18 protein-coding genes are annotated in these 15478 nt (G+C 60.8%); 12 read left to right on the top strand and 6 right to left on the bottom strand.

Going from position 1 to position 15478, the window contains the following annotated elements:
- Window positions 1-17: 17 nt before the first annotated feature.
- Window positions 18-275 carry a type II toxin-antitoxin system Phd/YefM family antitoxin gene (locus ACZ2HM_RS13245; protein ID WP_096063880.1) on the top strand — a complete coding sequence of 86 codons (258 nt, stop codon included), beginning with the start codon at window positions 18-20 and terminating at the stop codon, window positions 273-275.
- Window positions 276-444: 169 nt separating this feature from the next.
- Here ACZ2HM_RS13245 and ACZ2HM_RS13240 read toward each other — a convergent pair whose 3' ends face one another.
- Window positions 445-1110 carry a UPF0149 family protein gene (locus tag ACZ2HM_RS13240; RefSeq protein WP_470425414.1) on the bottom strand — a complete coding sequence of 222 codons (666 nt, stop codon included), beginning with the start codon at window positions 1108-1110 and terminating at the stop codon, window positions 445-447.
- Window positions 1111-1396: 286 nt separating this feature from the next.
- Between ACZ2HM_RS13240 and ACZ2HM_RS13235 the strand changes: the two genes are divergently transcribed.
- On the top strand, window positions 1397-2998 hold the full coding sequence (locus tag ACZ2HM_RS13235) for a hypothetical protein (RefSeq protein WP_043152333.1): 1602 nt from the start codon (window positions 1397-1399) through the stop codon (window positions 2996-2998).
- 4 nt (window positions 2999-3002) lie between these two features.
- On the top strand, window positions 3003-3971 hold the full coding sequence (locus tag ACZ2HM_RS13230) for a M28 family peptidase (RefSeq protein WP_096063882.1): 969 nt from the start codon (window positions 3003-3005) through the stop codon (window positions 3969-3971).
- 143 nt (window positions 3972-4114) lie between these two features.
- On the opposite strand, the gene ACZ2HM_RS13225 is transcribed toward ACZ2HM_RS13230, so the two are convergent.
- The gene (locus ACZ2HM_RS13225; protein ID WP_096063883.1) at window positions 4115-5014 is read right to left on the bottom strand and encodes a Ros/MucR family transcriptional regulator; all 900 of its coding nucleotides are present in this window, start codon (window positions 5012-5014) and stop codon (window positions 4115-4117) included.
- Between the two features lie 187 nt (window positions 5015-5201).
- Here ACZ2HM_RS13225 and ACZ2HM_RS13220 point away from each other — a divergent pair, with 187 nt between their 5' ends.
- From ACZ2HM_RS13220 to ACZ2HM_RS13205, 4 genes are all read left to right on the top strand, one after another.
- Complete coding sequence (locus ACZ2HM_RS13220; protein WP_470425413.1) at window positions 5202-5687, top strand: hypothetical protein; 486 nt, start codon at window positions 5202-5204, stop codon at window positions 5685-5687.
- On the top strand, window positions 5680-6342 hold the full coding sequence (locus ACZ2HM_RS13215; protein ID WP_470425412.1) for a hypothetical protein: 663 nt from the start codon (window positions 5680-5682) through the stop codon (window positions 6340-6342). The genes ACZ2HM_RS13220 and ACZ2HM_RS13215 overlap by 8 nt, the downstream gene beginning before the upstream one ends.
- A 44-nt stretch (window positions 6343-6386) precedes the next feature.
- Window positions 6387-7085, top strand: a complete 699-nt coding sequence (locus ACZ2HM_RS13210; RefSeq protein ID WP_470425411.1) for a hypothetical protein — start codon at window positions 6387-6389, stop codon at window positions 7083-7085.
- Window positions 7086-7311: 226 nt separating this feature from the next.
- Entirely contained in the window at window positions 7312-7653 is a 342-nt protein-coding gene (locus ACZ2HM_RS13205; protein ID WP_470425410.1) for a hypothetical protein, read from the top strand.
- Between the two features lie 51 nt (window positions 7654-7704).
- Here the strand turns inward: ACZ2HM_RS13205 and ACZ2HM_RS13200 are convergent, their stop codons facing one another.
- Both ACZ2HM_RS13200 and ACZ2HM_RS13195 read right to left on the bottom strand, forming a co-directional pair.
- On the bottom strand, window positions 7705-8034 hold the full coding sequence (locus ACZ2HM_RS13200; RefSeq protein ID WP_470425409.1) for a hypothetical protein: 330 nt from the start codon (window positions 8032-8034) through the stop codon (window positions 7705-7707).
- 211 nt (window positions 8035-8245) lie between these two features.
- On the bottom strand, window positions 8246-8518 hold the full coding sequence (locus ACZ2HM_RS13195) for a hypothetical protein (protein ID WP_019052737.1): 273 nt from the start codon (window positions 8516-8518) through the stop codon (window positions 8246-8248).
- Window positions 8519-8702: 184 nt separating this feature from the next.
- On the opposite strand from ACZ2HM_RS13195, the gene ACZ2HM_RS13190 reads away from it, so the two are divergent.
- The 3 genes from ACZ2HM_RS13190 to ACZ2HM_RS13180 all read left to right on the top strand — a co-directional run bounded on the left by ACZ2HM_RS13190 (window position 8703) and on the right by ACZ2HM_RS13180 (window position 11389).
- Window positions 8703-9899, top strand: coding sequence for a DUF932 domain-containing protein (locus tag ACZ2HM_RS13190; RefSeq protein WP_470425408.1), 1197 nt, complete (start codon window positions 8703-8705; stop codon window positions 9897-9899).
- Window positions 9900-9992: 93 nt separating this feature from the next.
- Complete coding sequence (locus tag ACZ2HM_RS13185; protein ID WP_470425407.1) at window positions 9993-10205, top strand: hypothetical protein; 213 nt, start codon at window positions 9993-9995, stop codon at window positions 10203-10205.
- A 119-nt stretch (window positions 10206-10324) separates the two neighbouring features.
- Window positions 10325-11389 carry a DUF5983 family protein gene (locus ACZ2HM_RS13180; RefSeq protein ID WP_470425406.1) on the top strand — a complete coding sequence of 355 codons (1065 nt, stop codon included), beginning with the start codon at window positions 10325-10327 and terminating at the stop codon, window positions 11387-11389.
- Window positions 11390-11426: 37 nt separating this feature from the next.
- On the opposite strand, the gene ACZ2HM_RS13175 is transcribed toward ACZ2HM_RS13180, so the two are convergent.
- Together ACZ2HM_RS13175 and ACZ2HM_RS13170 are read right to left on the bottom strand one after the other, a co-directional pair.
- Window positions 11427-12824, bottom strand: a complete 1398-nt coding sequence (locus ACZ2HM_RS13175) for a DUF6880 family protein (protein ID WP_470425405.1) — start codon at window positions 12822-12824, stop codon at window positions 11427-11429.
- Window positions 12824-13000 (bottom strand): hypothetical protein, encoded by a 177-nt coding sequence (locus ACZ2HM_RS13170; RefSeq protein ID WP_193378917.1) that lies wholly within the window; start codon window positions 12998-13000, stop codon window positions 12824-12826. Before ACZ2HM_RS13170 ends, ACZ2HM_RS13175 begins: the two co-directional genes overlap by 1 nt.
- 142 nt (window positions 13001-13142) lie before the next feature.
- Between ACZ2HM_RS13170 and ACZ2HM_RS13165 the strand changes: the two genes are divergently transcribed.
- Window positions 13143-14810 (top strand): ATP-binding protein, encoded by a 1668-nt coding sequence (locus ACZ2HM_RS13165; protein ID WP_470425404.1) that lies wholly within the window; start codon window positions 13143-13145, stop codon window positions 14808-14810.
- 65 nt (window positions 14811-14875) lie between these two features.
- A complete protein-coding gene (locus tag ACZ2HM_RS13160) occupies window positions 14876-15439 on the top strand; it encodes a DUF5983 family protein (protein ID WP_470425403.1) in 564 nt (187 codons plus the stop codon).
- Window positions 15440-15478: the final 39 nt, after the last annotated feature.

Raw genomic sequence — 15478 nt, 5'->3', positions numbered from 1 at the left:
GCCAGGAATAATGGCCTATGCATATTTCCATACCTGATGCGGCAGGCCAACTCATCGACCTTGTTCGGCGCTCGGAAGCAGGGGAAGAAATCATCCTGACCCGTGAGGGGCACGCTGCTGTCCGTCTTGTTCCGGTCAATATGCCTACTGACAGGGCCAGCCGCCGCGTTTGGCTGGAAGAGGTGCGCTTGGCCGCCACAGCCAAGACGACAACTGGCCCCGAAGCGGCACGTAGCCAGGACTTTCTTTATGGCAATGAGGGCATGCCCGGATGATTGCGGTCGGCACGTGAAAGAGCGAACGTGTCTGCTGCTTTTGTCGGAGACGATTTCAGCCGGGGCGGATGTCGATCGCCGTTTAACTTCATCGGGTTGACGGGTTTGGAAGCGCGCAGAGGAAGACCCAGCTGACGGTCATGCCGCGCCCGCAGTTGTCCGCGATCATTTAATTCAGACCGCAGCATTTCTTATACTTGGCGCCTGACCCGCAGGGACATGGATCGTTACGCCCTGTCTTTTCGCGCTTGATGGTGACCGGTCGGTAGGGGTCATTTTCAATTCGCCACTGGTGCAGCATCTCGACCCAAATCGGGATCAGGTCAGGTGCTTCCCGATCCCATTGGTCTTCCGCAGTGAGAGTCAACTTTTTCGTCCCATCGGCAAACGAGCGAAGTTCGCGAATACCCTCTATCGCGGCGCGGCAACCGGGATCCTCGTCATTGAGGACACGCTGCCAGCCCGAAGGGGCAAGATCCATCGCCTGTCCGAAACCCTCGATCCACATCTCCCACAATGTCTCGTCCGACCGTGTGTCGATCTCCAGCACGGGTTCGAAGCTGCCCGGCTGACCCAGGCAGGCCAGGATGACATGATAATGGTGCATGACGAGGTCTGTGAAATGCTGGAAACCGCCCAGGTTGGTGAAATCCAGCATGCCCGTGCCGTCTTCGCCGACCCAGATCATCTTCAGCCATTGGCTTGGTGCAAGCAGGTCGGGACTGACAAGTATCCCTGTGAGGAAACCGTCCAGCTGCGACAGCAGCATGCAATCCTCGCCTTGATCAAGCAGCAGCCGATCGAGTTCGCCGAGATAGTCGAGTGGAATAGCCATGCTCTTCCATAGCCTCGAGCCGATCCCCCGTCACCGGGTCTGATCTATCCTTCCTGCAAAGTCAGGGGACGGAATGAAGGAGAGCGGGAAAAGGAGAGCCGGATCGGGCTGGATCCTCCCGCGGCGTAGCGCCCCCTGGAAAATTCCGGCTTATCCATTTGAGACGAACCGAGGTTTGGCCGTCGGCACTATAGTCGACGTGCAGCCGCTCCCTCGCTGAGCCCCGCAATCCTAGCCCAACAATCCAGCCCGTGCCCGCTGCACCCGGCTGCGTGGAGTCACGTCCATGGCACAATTCCAAATCCTGTCTCCCTATTCGGCTTCCGATTGGCGGCCGGTAACGATCGAATTCAACTATGCACCACATGGCGATCAGCAATATGTGTGGTCGAGCTTTGAAGATGCGCAAGCCGCCCTGCAGCGGCTTGTCGAGCGCGCGCCTGATGTCGGGTTCCGTGTCGCGCTTGTCGGCGCGGAGATTGGCGACCTCGACTGGCAGATTCGCGAGAAGCTCCGCTTTGCCGACGGTACGTATCAACCGACACCCTGGCACGACGAACCTTGGTACCAGTCGAAGCATGAGGCGCATTTTTGCCATGTCTCAATGGAGCAGGCGGGTAAAATCGCATTCACCGAAAATGCCGCAAAAGGGGCAATGGATCGCCAACTGGTGATGTCGCCGGGTCGCTACCTTAACCGCTTCTTCTGCGAGCATCTGGACAACAACGCGATAGAAGGCTGGTGCGCCAGATTGTCCGTCCAGTTACAGGAGGACACGCTCAAGATAACCCAGGACGCAGACGAGATCGAAGACGTCTATGTCGGCGGCCCCAGCAGCTGCATGGCGCATACGGCGTGCGGCTTTGATAGCTCATGTCATCCGACACGCGTTTATGCCGGGCCGGACACAGCTCTCGCTTATATTGGATCGCGCGAGGACGCCAAAGCCCGCAGCGTCATTTGGCCAAGCCGTAAAATCTACACCAGAATCTATGGAGATGTCTCCCGTCTGACGCTATTGCTTGAGGGCGCCGGCTACACCGAAGGCAGCCTGAACGGCGCTCGCATCCGACGCATCGAGGATGATGACCATTTTGTCGTTCCGTATATCGACGCAGGTGGCGACCTTGCCGATGATGGCGAATATCTCGTTATCGGCCACGGTAGTATCTCCTGTGAGAGTACGACCGGGCTGGCAAACGACCCTTGGTATTGTCCGCATTGCGACAGTGACGGCAGTCCCTATGATTCAGTATATCTCAGTGGCGGTGGATATGAGGAATGGTGCTACAGTTGCTTCCACAACCACAGTAGCTTCTGTGAGCATAACGAGTGCCACTATAGTGACGACGAAAACTTCATCACCGTCTATGCGGACGACAGTTCGCATAGCATAATTGAAGAAGATGCAGTGGCGTTCGGCGCCGTCTATCTCGAAGATCGCTGCCAATGGTGGATCAGCCGTTGCTGCCGCCAATGCGATGGCTCCGGCGGTTGGTTCCACATGGAGGACCTCACCGAATATCATGGCGAATGGCTGTCCGACGACCATCTCCCCGAGCCGTTTGACGATGACGATACCTCTTGCGCCAATGCGCATATCCTTGCTTACCGCCAGTTCCACGATGAAATGGCGGCGATCCATGCGGACGTCGCCAAGTGGCAGGCCGCTGGCGAGCGCGCCCGAGCCGCAAGGCTAGAGCGTGAGCGAGACGAGGCAGAGCGCCTTCGTCGCGAAGCGCTCCGGCATGATGTCGATAAGCCGCACGATGGTTCATGCTCACCGGGCGAGAACCACCTGTCGCCTGGCATTCCCGGAAGCCGCTTTCCCGCCATCGCGATGACAGCGCCGCTATCGAGCGCCGCCGCTTCCCAAGCAGGAGCCTGATCCCATGACCTATCATCATGTTGCAGGCCGGACCGGCCTGCTCGAAATCCTGTCTTGGGCACGTCCTCATAACAGCCCCGTCGAACGCGCCTTCTGCCAGGAATATCTCGATCGGATTCCTGGTATGAAGGCCGATGCCTTCGGCAACCGGATACTGACCATCGGGGATAGACCTCGGGTGATGTGGAGTTCTCATGTCGATACTGTCGCTGCACGCGGCGGACAGCAGGACGTAGGCATTGATGAACTCGATATCGCCAGCTTGTGTAAGGGCAAGGCCGGCATGTCGCTCGGTGCCGACGATGGGGCCGGGATATGGATCATGCTCAACATGATCGCGGCAGGCCGCCCCGGCCTTTACCTGTTCCATCGCGGCGAAGAGCAAGGCTGCCTCGGATCGCACTGGATTGCGCGCAATACGCCGGATCTGCTGAAGGATATCGACGCAGCAATCGCTTTCGACCGTGCCGGCCTCAGCGACGTCATCACCCATCAGAGCTACGGGCGAACATGCTCGGACGCTTTTGCTGCTAGATTGGCGTCCGCTCTCAATGACCTTAATCCAGGCTTCCGCTATCGGCCTGACGATACGGGGGTCTATACTGACACCAACGAATATGCCGGCATTGTCCCTGAATGCACCAACCTGTCGGTCGGCTATCATGGCCAGCATGGGCCGAGGGAAACGCTTAACGTCGACCATTGCGAGAAGCTGCTCGCCGCCATGTTGCAACTCGACGCTTCCCTGTTGGTGATCGAGCGCGATCCTTCGCTACAGGACGATGATCGCTGGGGTTGGCACGAAACGTATCGCGGCCAAGCTGGCGACCTCGCGGACGCGGTGGCGGAAAATCCGCACTTGGCCGCCCGGATGCTGGAGGATTGCGGCGTTACGCTGGACGACTTCCGGATAATTGCTTGGGAGGAAGAGATGAACGATGAAACAGGCTATCGCCCGCTCATGGCATCATGATGTCTGACGCTGGCTGGCAGAATATCCCGAAGAACAATCATGGCATCGCATGTGTGATCAGATTTGCCTTACTGCTGTTGAGGCGCTGCTTGATCATCGAACAGACGAGGTGCGGCTTGTTATGGCGCACCTCGTCCAGGATATCACTCCGTCGACGCTGGTGCTGCTACCTTAGCAGCGCCTTTGTCCTCCGCAGATGCGCGTTGCCTTGCGGCTTTCGGCTTAGCGGCTGCCGCAGCCTTTGGCGTCGCGGCCTTTCCAGTTGTCTCTTTCCCGGTAGCTGGCTTGGCGGGTTTGGCCTTTGCAGGCTCTGATACTGCGGGTTCCAACGGCTCTTTCAGGGCCGCTGTCGTGGCCTTCGCAGTTCGCGGTGTCGTTTGTACGCCCAGCTTCTTCCTGGCAGGCTTTATTGTCGCGGCCTCCGCTTTTGCAGGCACAGTCGAAGGTTCTGGCTTAGGTTCGGACGATACGATTTCGGCCTGTTCGCTGGGTTTGGCAGCGGCCGCCTTGCCGCGGCCGCGCTTGGGCTTAGCTTCCGTCGAAACTGCCGGCGCGGTTTCGACAACCGGCGCGGCTTCGACAACCGGTGTCGCCTCAACTACGGGTGATGCTTCCACCACCGGAGCAGCATCCTGTGCTTTCACGACAACCCGCCGTCCAAGGCCGAGCTTTTGCGCGACGATGCGCCGCTGTTCCGAATAGGCAGGCGCGACCATGGGATAATCCTTGGGAAGATTATAGCGCTCGCGATATTCGGCGGGTGTCAGCCCGTTGACTGCCAGATGCCGCTTGAGGGTCTTGTACGGTTTTCCATCAAGCATGCTGATGATGTGCTCGCGTGAACCAAGGCTCTTGCGGATCGATACAGCAGGAACATGATCGGGGGCCGCTGGCACTTCCACCTCGGTCTTCCGTTCGAGCGCGCCGCGGGTCGCTTCGATGATGCCGGCGATGTCGCCGGCTGGAACCTGATTGTTGGAGAAATAGGCGCTCAGTAACTGCACCGTCATTGCGGTGAAATCAGACTGTTCGGTATCGGCCACGAAAGGACTCCTGGTTGAGGAATGAATGGAGGATGCCGGTTTTCGCCGGACTGGAACTGCGCTGTAGCTAAACGGGAAACCACAGCTCATGCAAGGCAGGAATGAGTAACGGTCATACGGTCCAGGAAAGGGGAGGGGGTGAGAAGGGGGAGACCGACTGGAGTCCAGTAACTACGAAAGGCATGTCATGGCCGACCGTGTATCCGCGCATATCATGATAGGCGGTGTGCGTCCCCGTCCGCAATACCCCGTTCTCGTTCAGGCGATCGGCAACGACAATGCGGCTGTCGACTGGGACGGAACGCCCTTCGATCCCGCCTGTCTTCCCATAAATGATCCTCTCACCTTGATGGATCACGAAGTGGCCAATGGATGCTTCGGGAGAATCGAAGAACGCTGTCGACGTCTTGGCCTTCATTATGTCCGATGGTCGGGCGGATATGCAGGAACCTTCCCCTCTGTCCGCGTCATTTACAGGGGCCATGGCGAACCGCGACACTATCTGACGACCGAAGATGACCAGCAGCTCTTCTCGATCGAACGCATTCGGGAATTGGGAGGCATCGCGGCAATCGAAACTGACTACCAGCTTGCGCGCCAGAACCCGCCGCCGCTGGTGCTCGTCGATGAAGAACCGAACGATGAAGCAATGATGGAGCTGGTGCATGGCTGACCATTATGTTCAAGCTTCCTTCGCGTTTACCTGCACGGCCGGTGAAGGCGCGCTGATCGAGGAGGCGTGGCAGCACGCGTCCGACCTGTTGGGTGATTTTGCCCCGGGGGAACCGAGCGCTGAGTTCCTCGCCGCCTTCATGCCGACCGATCTCGCCAATCCGTTCAACGGCCTGCTCGAAATCTTCGATGATCCCGACTTCCCGCATTTCGGGGCTGAGATCGAGATTGCGGGTGCAGCCGAGTGCATTGTCGCCATTTATGGCACGACCGACTTCCAACCAGGTCCGATTGCTGAACTCATCCGACGCTGTTGCCAGGAGAGCTTGCAGACCGCGCCTGTCGGGTTCGACTGGAGCTATGGCTGTTCGCGCCCACGTCGCGACGCCTTTGGCGGAGGATGGTGCGCGATATTTGCCGATCATGTCGAATTTGCCAGCACCCAGGAGGAAGTGGCGCGCCGGTTGGGCCGATCTGCAATGACGCCATCGGTGGAACCGCATGATCCATGGATCGACTATCCACAATATCCTTCTGTCGCTTGGCAGGCCGAAGTCGCCAACGGCGATACGCGTCTTGGCTATCTCGACTGGGCTCTTGCCCGAACTGAAGCCGACCACAGCGTGCCTCCCTCAATGGAAGTGCCGTCGGCCTGACGCACCCGCCCCTCAAAATCTGATCGAGCCATAAGGATGATATCATGACCGACGCTAACGCGCCGGGCGCGTCCGCGCGCCTTTATAGCCATACCGACCATGACGAACGCGGCAATTTCCATTATGAAGGCGATCTCTACCGCGCCGTCGAAGCGTTGTCATCGCTCGCCTCCCGGATCGAACGCCATCTCGCCCAGCATTTTACCGGCACCAGCTTTGCAATCCGCACCGAGACATTTGCGGGCGGACGCAAGGTCATCGCGGAAATCCTTGATACACCTGACGACCTCACCGGCCGTGAAGCGCAAGACGCCTGTATTGGCGAGGTGCGCGATCAGATGGAACGGTTCGGGTTCACGCGGACCAATCCGCTGCAGGATTTTTGGTCATGCAGTTTCTACTGCGAGGTCCGCATCGGCCAGGCTTATTGGGCGGCATTGGCAAAACGTCAGGGTATCCGCAACCCCGTCGACCCAGTCATATCGTTGGCGGCGTTCAAGAAGCGCATCAAAGCAGGTGACCGGTTGAAGCTGATCGACGCGCCCGCCGGTCATCGTCTTCTCGGAACGACCCGCGAAATCACGAAAGTGCGCTCCGGCGACCTTATCCTCGAAGGTCGTTCCTACCTTTCGTTTCCCCGGGCATCTGCCTTTGCCTGCGATGGTCGCCTTGTCCGGATCGCCATCGGTTCGCAATATGGTCCCGACGATCACCTTCTCTACGAATGGCAAAAGGATTCCTGAGCACACCGGCCCATATTCTGGGTGGATGGGATGCCCGGCTCGCCGTTCGTCGATGTCACGAGCCTCTGGCCGCGGCGGCGCCACATGCTACCAAGAAGGCAGGTCCGCCATCACCACCGCGAGATGCCGTTCCGCCATCGCGCGAAGCAAGGGCATCGCAGCGATCCATGCCGCGACAGTTGAGCCTCTTCTGACCTTCTCACGCCTGACATCATACGAGATTGGCATGTCCCGACATGTCCATATCGACGCCCTGGGCCGGATTCCGTCCGGCACGGCAATCATAACGTTGGCCATTTGCGGACCGCGCGGCGGCATGCGTGCGATCGAGGATATTTCGATCGATGAAGCCGAGAAAATGCTGACGCAACTTCAGGCTGCGGTCGCTCATGCTCGAGCCGGGGCGGCCATCGCTCCAGTCGATCGCTTCATGCAGGACGTCATCGACCGGCTCGCCGATCAGGGGCTCGCGCTCGATCCTTCTTTCCGTACATGGTCTGCCGACAATCATGGCCTGCTCAGTCCACGGCAGGCCGCTGAACGCTGGTGCTGCTGGCATGTTGCCTGACCGATCCTGGCGGTCGCGAGCATGGTCGGTTTCCCGTGCCTATGTGACGGGTCAATACAGGATGACGCCCGTCCCCGGAATGATCTGATCCAGTAAATCGAAGTCGCGCCGGTTTCCTGTCAGCAGGTCACAGCCGGTCGCCGCCGCCTGCAGAAACAGCAGGGCGTCGTTGAGCAGGGTGATCGAATGCGGTTGGCCGCAAAGCCGTGTGACCATGCCTGCCAGCATACCGGCCTCTGCGAACATGCGGGAGGAGGGGGCGCTTAGACGATGCTCCGGGATATCGTCGATTGTCCGTCCCAGCGTCTTGAGGACCGACGCGGTGCGTTTGTCGGCCGGATCGAGCGCGCCCATCAGGTGGGTCATCTCGGCAAGCGCCACGCAGGAATGATTGACGATCCGGTTTTCCAGCAAACAATCTACTTCAACCGGTGTCTTGCCCTGAAGCACATCAATATAGACGCACGTGTCGAGCAGAAGCTCGCGGCCTATGACAGCTGCCTTGTGAACAAGCGGCAATGCCTCTTCGGGTCGTCGCGACAGCCTGGCACCAGATCGCTGCGGCCTGATCCTGCGCAACGAGGCCTTGCAATCAAATCCCAAGCGCAATATCCGCAGGGATTGTGCCCTTTCGGCGCACAAGCCTGGCTCCGAAATCATCCTCAAGCGCCACTTTGGCGAGCGCATATTCGACAAGATCGGTGGTCGAGGCGATGCCGCTGCGCATCTTGGCGCGATCGATGAGTTCACGCGGGACACGGGCGCCGACCGCGCTGTTCGTGCCCGACAGCAAACCCGCCGCCTTGGCAGCGGCCACGACCGCTCCATGTCGCTGGGACAGATGATCTTCGTGCTTCGTCGCCATCATGGCCTCCTTTCGTTGAACATATACGCCAGTTTGTAAAACATACAAGCCGCCGTCGTACCTGCCGCCGCCGGTCGGGGTCTCGTGAAGCCGATATCGCGGCACGCGAAAGGAAAGGGAGGGGCGGGGATGTGACAGGGGCGGTGAAGCACCTGTCGCTCTGCATCTCAAGGAGACGATTTCCATGGCGACCCTTGCCCCCATGAACGAAAGCCCCCGCGTCACGGCGCCCTATCGGATCGATGTCTCGCGCGGACGCATGAGCAGCCGCGTATCGTCCGAGTGGTTCTCCCGTCCCGACGACGAGAAATATCTCTCGCTGACCAGTCTCTATGATGCCGTGCGCGGCCGCGCGGACCGTGCGACCACGCGTATCGTTGAAAGCCGGTCGATCCGGGTCGAGGCGAAAAGCGACAATCCAGAACGGCTGATGCTGGTGGCGCCTGGCGATGATCGACCGCTTGTACCCACCAACTGGTCCTTTGGCCAGGTGGCAAGTCTCGTCGGCGCTCCGGCTTCCTATCTGCGCCAGCTTCCTGCCGCGCTTGCCGGCATCAACCTGCAGCATGGGTTGAGCAACCACCGGGGCGAGCAGGTCAAACTGCTCCAGACCGAGAATGGTCGCACCGAATTGCGGGCGGCTACCGGGTCGGAATATGGCAGGATCTTCGACTGGGAACTGGTCCAGGCGGTGATGGCCTTTGCCGGCGATGGCGTCGGCGACACGCGCTGGAAGGTGCCCGGAACGATCGACTGGGCCAGCATGACCTATAACCCGCATGTCGATATCACCAGGGAGACGACCACGCTCTACGCATCGGACCGGGACATTTTCCTGTTCCTCGTGGACGACACGCACCCTATCGAGGCTGGCAAACTTCCGAATGGCGATCCCGACCTTTATTTCCGAGGGTTCTACGCCTGGAACAGTGAGGTCGGGTCCAAAACCCTCGGGATCGCGACCTTTTATCTGCGCGGTGTGTGCGCCAACCGGTGTCTGTGGGGCGTCGAGAATTTCGAGGAGGTCAACATCCGCCACTCGAAATTCGCCGGCACCCGTTTTGCCCATCAGGCCGCGCCCGCGCTCGAGCATTTCGCGAACTCCTCGCCCTCGCATTTCATCTCCGGCATCAAGGCCGCTCGCGAGCGGATCGTCGCGCGCAAGGAGGAAGAGCGCGAACCCTTCCTGCGCAAACGCGGCTTTTCCAGGGCCGAGACGGCAAAGATCATCCAGACCGTGCTGGCCGAGGAAGGCCGTCCGCCTGAATCCATCTATGATTTCGTCCAGGGTATAACGGCGCTGGCCCGATCGAAGCCGCATCAGGACAGCCGCCTCGACCTGGAAAACAAGGCCAGAAAGCTGCTCGAACAGGCGCTTTGAGGCCCGGCGCCGCCGCTCTCATGCCTTCTCCACCTTCTTCCTCGCCATCCCGGTCAAGCGCCGGGGTGGCCATTGTCATGAAAGGATGCCGCCATGCGCGCCCATTCGTCCCTTCCCCTGCCGCAATTTATCGTCGACATCGCCTTCTTCAGCGGCGGCGAGCGATATGCCACCGAGACTTACACCGTTCCTGCATCCACCTGGTTTGCTGCGGAGCAACAGGCGCTGCAGATGTCGGTAAACAGCGTCTATGACGATGCGCGCATTCCTGACCTCAGCCGAACCGCCACTGTCCGCACGGCCTGATCATGATCTGCGATCAATCTCGATGACAGAACTTCCGAGCCGGAATCCTGGGACGGGTGTGCCGATTCAGCCGCTGTCCGAACCGTGGGCGCTGTGCCACCTCCCCTGGAGCCATCTCCATGACCCGCTACACATTATCCCATCTCGAAACCGCCGCGTGCCTATGGGAGGCCGTCATCGAGCTTCGCGACCACCCAACGGCCGCGCCCCATGCCATCGATCTTGCACTCGCTATGGGCAAAAGTATCGATGCGCTGGGCACTGCGGCGCTACGCTTTGTGGTAGTAGGCTGGGTCGAGGCGGTCGAGGCCGCATGGCGCGCGGTTGAAGGCGAATATCCGTTGTCGTTCGACTGGGATTTTGTGCCCCGCTGGATTGCGGACGCGATCGACTGGTCGGATCCTCGCCATCCGGTAATCCGCGGAAAGGCACGCGGCCCCAGCGCCCCAGTCACTTCGACTCCGCCCATAGGAAATGACCCCGCCTCCAACCGCGACGGCCATCTCGCGCTTCTCGCGCAGGCGCGCGCTGCCCTGATAGCGCCCGATACTCTGGATCCACCGGCACGTTACGCCGTGATCAATGCTATCAGCGTCAGCGAAGACGCGATCGCCGCTTGCCCATTGCCATGGCCGATAGAGGTCCACACAGCAGTGATTGAACATCGGCATGGAATGAACATCCACGTCGCGGCGAATGAAATGGCTCTCATCGCGGAAATCGCTGCTTATTGCCGTGAATATTGGAGCGAGATCGACGACGCGCGCGACCCGGATACCCTGTCCGACACAGAAGCGATATCAATCTATTTCGAATGTCATCCGTCGGAAAGCTGCACGAAGGACCGCATGCGTATTGCGTCCGTCGCACACCCGTCTCCCCTTGTTGCCGGATCGATCGAGCAAGGCCGCTATTGTGTACTATCGACCGCCCATCTGACGGTTCATACCGCCTCATGCCTCGATAAATGGGCGTCCTGGCCGCCCAGTGATCGACCGATCGACATCGCGGCTTCGGTCTATGGCTGGTTCGTGCCGACGCGCGCCATTGATGATGACCGCCGTGCGCAATTGCCGCAGGATCTGCTGCGGCTCATCGCCTTCGGCCGCGCGCACGGTTTCCAGTTCCTGCTCTTCGACTGTGACGGCAGTGACGTCGACGGACTGCCGCTCCACCATTGGTAGGGAGGTTTCCAATCTGGCCGCCCCGGCTTCTCCGCGATTATCCGAATTTCCCCGCGACCTGATTCCAGAAGCCGATCTTGCGTCCATGAATCTTGCGAAGATCGACCAGCCAGTCATCATGCGGTACGACATCGACATCGCCTGCGATACGGTCGGCCAAATCCGTCGCGGCTGCAAAGTCCCGCGCGGCATAGGGGTAGTATTTCGAATTCGCCCGATCGAGCACGCCAGTCACCAGCCGCCGGTAGAGCAAGGTGGCCCCACCCGGATCGGCCTGAGCCAATACCTCGGCGGCAGGGCGCAGAACATCGTAGGTTCGGGCTTCCAGCTCTTCGAACCGCTCCCTGGTCAGCTTCCCAGCGCGCTTGAGATCAGGCCAGGCGATGAGGAACGCCAGTGCCGATGTCGCTCGATCATAGGTCGTGGCCTGATCGAGAGCCTGCCTTTCCGCAGCGACGTCCTCGAAATCAGGCAAGGCCCTGAGCCAGTCGCGCAACGCCTGAGCGTCGAGCCAGCGGTCGAAAATCGCCTTGCGCTGCCCCTGTGCATCGTCCCTGCGGCCCAGCGCCTCAAAGGCGCGTAATTTGAGATCGGCGAGTTCGCGCTCGTTATGGCTGCGCTCAACCGGTGCGTCGATCCAGTCGAGAGCTTCTGCCGCACGATCCTGCGCGATCAGGCGGGCGGCAACCTGCGCATTGAGCAGCGTGTTACGCCGATCAGGATCGACTGTCGCAATATAGGCGTCCACATCGCCGTCGAGGTCGGCGAGCTTGGGCAACAGCCAGCCGACCTTATAATCGAATTGCCGTCGCTCCGGGCCGGTCAGCCCCGCCTGCCGCTCCAGCAGCATCCGTCGCAAGGCTGCGCGGCCTGTCTGTCCCAGAGCCGGGGAGGCTGCGTCCGGCAGGTCGTCGAACACGCCATAGCCATCCCCTTCAATCAGCGTTAAAATATCCCCGGCGAGCTGCTCGACATCGGGTGCATCGGCTCGGGCCCACAGCAGTCCCAGATCCTCGCCTCCCTGGCGGAACACTGCGCCCAACGAACCGCTGCTGTCGTCGGACCTTTCGAACACTGGTTCGGCAAGGCTCAGCAGCAGCTTCATACTGTCGACCGCCTGGCTCAGCGAGGTTTCGGCCAGTGGTCCCAATATGGTTTCCCGCAACTGGTCGAGTTCGCGCGCGAGCGGACCTACCTTGTCCCATTCGACGAACCCGCGCGAACGCCGAATGGTCTTCAGCCGCTTGTCGATTTCGTGGGCCAGGGCCCCGCTATCGTCCTTCGCCGCCAGCTCCATGCGAACCGCGCGGGCGAAGACGGCGTCACGCTCGGCCTGGGCTAGCACAAGCCGGGCAAGGCGCGCTGGTCCCAGCGCTTGGATCGCATCGAGCGTCACCCTGCCGGTGCCGCGTTTACCACTGTCAGAGGTCGCCATCAGATGTCTTCACCGCCCGATCGTCCTGTCCCCTTGACCAGCGCAAGCAGCATGGCGTGCAGCGCCTCTTCCGCGCGCTCGCGCCGCGCGGGATCGGCTGCAGAGATGTCCCGGCGCATCCAGTCCGGCATGCGGCGCAGAAAGTCGGTGAGTTGCGAATCCAGATCCTGAGGCATTCCTTGTCCTTCGCAGTCCACGACCGCTGCCGCAATATCGGATGCACAGTGGCACCCGCGGGCGTCATGGCCCTGGAAGACGAACGGAGGGAAGGAAGAGGGGAGGGATGATGGGTTCCAGTCCGGAACCAGGGAGACCGCCATGCCCCTTCCAACAACGATCCATAGCGCCGTCAGCCCGGACGCGATCCGCCGCGCGTCCCGCCTTTTTTCGGGCGACAGCCGGGACTGCCTTCATGAGATGTTCCAGAATGCCAGACGCGCCGGCGCCACCTGCATCACGGTCGATCTGACCGAACAGGATGGCCGATACCTTCTGCACATCCGCGATGATGGCTGCGGCATCGATGATCCCGCCGCCCTGCTGATGCTGGGCCATTCGGGCTGGGGCGATGACATTGCCCGCAGCGAAGACCCGGCCGGCATGGGCATGTTCAGCCTTGCCGGCCGCGCGGTCGAAATCCAGGCCTTCTCCCCCTCTGCCGCCACGGCCTGGAAAGTCCAGATTCCGGCAGACGCATGGGACAGCGGCGTGCCGCTTGCCATCCGCCCAGCCATGATCGGTTGGGGCACGCTGATCTCGATCGAAATCCCGCCCGACTGGAAGCAAGGCTTGCCCGCGACCGTCGCCGATGCCGCCCGTCACTATCCCTTGCCGGTCACTTTGAACGGGACGCTGCTGCTCCGCGAAGACTTCCTCAAGGACGCCATGTTTGTCGAAAACGCCAGCGGCTGCCGTATCGGTGTCTATGATCGGGATCCTGATTGGCCAAGAGACCAGCGCATCAATTTTCACGGGCACCGCGTCAAATGCGCCTTGCCGACGGTGCGGGACGAAAAGGATAGCGGCAGTCTCTGGACGGTCCGGATCGATATTATGGATGCGCCGGAAATTCATATGGTTCTGCCGGCGCGCAAGGAGGTTATCGACAACGCGGCGTTGAAGGCCCTTCGCGACGCTGCCGAGCAGATCCTGTACAAGGCCATCGCGACCCGACCGGACCATCGGCTGCCCTTTACCGCCTGGCAGCGGGCGTGCGAGCTGGGCGTCACGCTGCCGCAGGCGCGCTCAGGGCTGGCGATCTGGCGGCCGCAGACCGCCGACGACTGTCATGGGCGCAGCAGCCGCATGATCGCTCCTGAAGGCGCAATGCTGATCGTGCCGGCGCTGGAGCCCGATATCGCGCAGGCGCTTGCGCTGGCTCGGGGCAAACCGCCCATTGAGGATGTGCAACTCGTCGAGGCGGAAGACGCGCTGCAAGGCTACGCCTGGTATGACACGCTCCCGGTGATCAGGGATATTTCCCTGCGCATCGACCGGGAAGGCTCCGTCCATCGGTATGACGACGACATGTGTCTCCCCGCCGATTTCGCTTGTGGCATGGTCGACCGGATCGTCATCGAGCTGACGGTTTGTGAAACCGGTCGCACGGACGCGCCACGCAGCGTCCATTCCATCGAAATCTCGGCGCTCGTCTGCCGCAATGGCGGTTGGGATATTGAGGAGGCCATCATCCTGGCCACGCGCGATGGTGGTATCACCCCGGACAGACTGAGCCGCATGATCTATGCGACGATTTTCTGTGGGGCTGATGATGGCGACTGCGACAGCTGGGACACCCAGTCGCGATCCTTCGAACGCGAGGCGCGGCAGCACGCTACGCATATCCTCCTTGGGGAGGACGCTGCCACCCTCGAAGCCATCAACATGAGCGCATGGGATAATCTGAGCTGGCTGATCCCGCTCGATCGTAAGATCGTCATTCACGCCGAGCGCGGTGCCATCACGGTCGATTTCTTGCCGAATTGAAAGGGCGCCTGAGTTTGCTCGCCGCGCCTGTTGCTCCTGTCCCAACCCAATCAAGGAGACCGGCTATGCGCCGCTTCCCCGTCTGCGCCTGCTCGACAGCGCATCTTCCTCGCGCTGAGCATGACGCCATCGACCGACTGATCCGGCACGCGCCGCGAAGGCGCGGTCGGATCATCGTCGATCATCCGATCTTGTCGATCGAGGCCCACCAATATGGCTTCTGGGTCCATCTTGGTTTCATCGATGACTGGCCCGATCGCCCCGATGGGCTTTCGCCCGAATTCTGGGCTTTGCTGTCGGACGCCCGCAAGGCTGGAGCGAATTGGCTGAGCTTCGACCGTGATGAACCGCCTTCCGATCGGTTCCCGGTCTTCGCGGCCGTGCAAGGGGAGGCAACGGGCGACGCGGGGAAATCGGTCAATGCCGCAAACCCCGCTGCCAGGATCACGATCCGCTGTTCTGCATGTGGCAGCGCCGAGGTAATGCGCGATGCCTGGGCGCGCTGGGACGATGATGCCCAGGACTGGGCGCTCGGCGCTGTGTTCGACGCAGCTTTTTGCGAGGCCTGTGAAAAGGACGCCACGCTCTCCGAACAGTCGATCGAGGGATCGCAGCACAAGCATCCCTGATCGCCAGGCCGCCAGCCACTTATCGCGTCAAGCCCATTC

Source organism: Sphingobium sp. KKT206 (assembly GCF_055640555.1).
This window is presented reverse-complemented; position numbering and strand designations above follow the sequence as displayed.

Bases quoted from the DNA above. Each gene is read 5' to 3' on its own strand.
- ACZ2HM_RS13245 (WP_096063880.1), top strand. From the start codon at position 18: ATGCATATTTCCATACCTGATGCGGCAGGCCAACTCATCGACCTTGTT.
- ACZ2HM_RS13175 (WP_470425405.1), bottom strand. From the start codon at position 12,824: ATGGCGACCTCTGACAGTGGTAAACGCGGCACCGGCAGGGTGACGCTC.
- ACZ2HM_RS13170 (WP_193378917.1), bottom strand. From the start codon at position 13,000: ATGCCTCAGGATCTGGATTCGCAACTCACCGACTTTCTGCGCCGCATG.
- ACZ2HM_RS13210 (WP_470425411.1), top strand. From the start codon at position 6,387: ATGACCGACGCTAACGCGCCGGGCGCGTCCGCGCGCCTTTATAGCCAT.
- ACZ2HM_RS13235 (WP_043152333.1), top strand. From the start codon at position 1,397: ATGGCACAATTCCAAATCCTGTCTCCCTATTCGGCTTCCGATTGGCGG.
- ACZ2HM_RS13160 (WP_470425403.1), top strand. From the start codon at position 14,876: ATGCGCCGCTTCCCCGTCTGCGCCTGCTCGACAGCGCATCTTCCTCGC.
- ACZ2HM_RS13205 (WP_470425410.1), top strand. From the start codon at position 7,312: ATGTCCCGACATGTCCATATCGACGCCCTGGGCCGGATTCCGTCCGGC.
- ACZ2HM_RS13165 (WP_470425404.1), top strand. From the start codon at position 13,143: ATGCCCCTTCCAACAACGATCCATAGCGCCGTCAGCCCGGACGCGATC.
- ACZ2HM_RS13230 (WP_096063882.1), top strand. From the start codon at position 3,003: ATGACCTATCATCATGTTGCAGGCCGGACCGGCCTGCTCGAAATCCTG.
- ACZ2HM_RS13220 (WP_470425413.1), top strand. From the start codon at position 5,202: ATGGCCGACCGTGTATCCGCGCATATCATGATAGGCGGTGTGCGTCCC.
- ACZ2HM_RS13190 (WP_470425408.1), top strand. From the start codon at position 8,703: ATGGCGACCCTTGCCCCCATGAACGAAAGCCCCCGCGTCACGGCGCCC.
- ACZ2HM_RS13215 (WP_470425412.1), top strand. From the start codon at position 5,680: ATGGCTGACCATTATGTTCAAGCTTCCTTCGCGTTTACCTGCACGGCC.
- ACZ2HM_RS13195 (WP_019052737.1), bottom strand. From the start codon at position 8,518: ATGGCGACGAAGCACGAAGATCATCTGTCCCAGCGACATGGAGCGGTC.
- ACZ2HM_RS13240 (WP_470425414.1), bottom strand. From the start codon at position 1,110: ATGGCTATTCCACTCGACTATCTCGGCGAACTCGATCGGCTGCTGCTT.
- ACZ2HM_RS13185 (WP_470425407.1), top strand. From the start codon at position 9,993: ATGCGCGCCCATTCGTCCCTTCCCCTGCCGCAATTTATCGTCGACATC.
- ACZ2HM_RS13180 (WP_470425406.1), top strand. From the start codon at position 10,325: ATGACCCGCTACACATTATCCCATCTCGAAACCGCCGCGTGCCTATGG.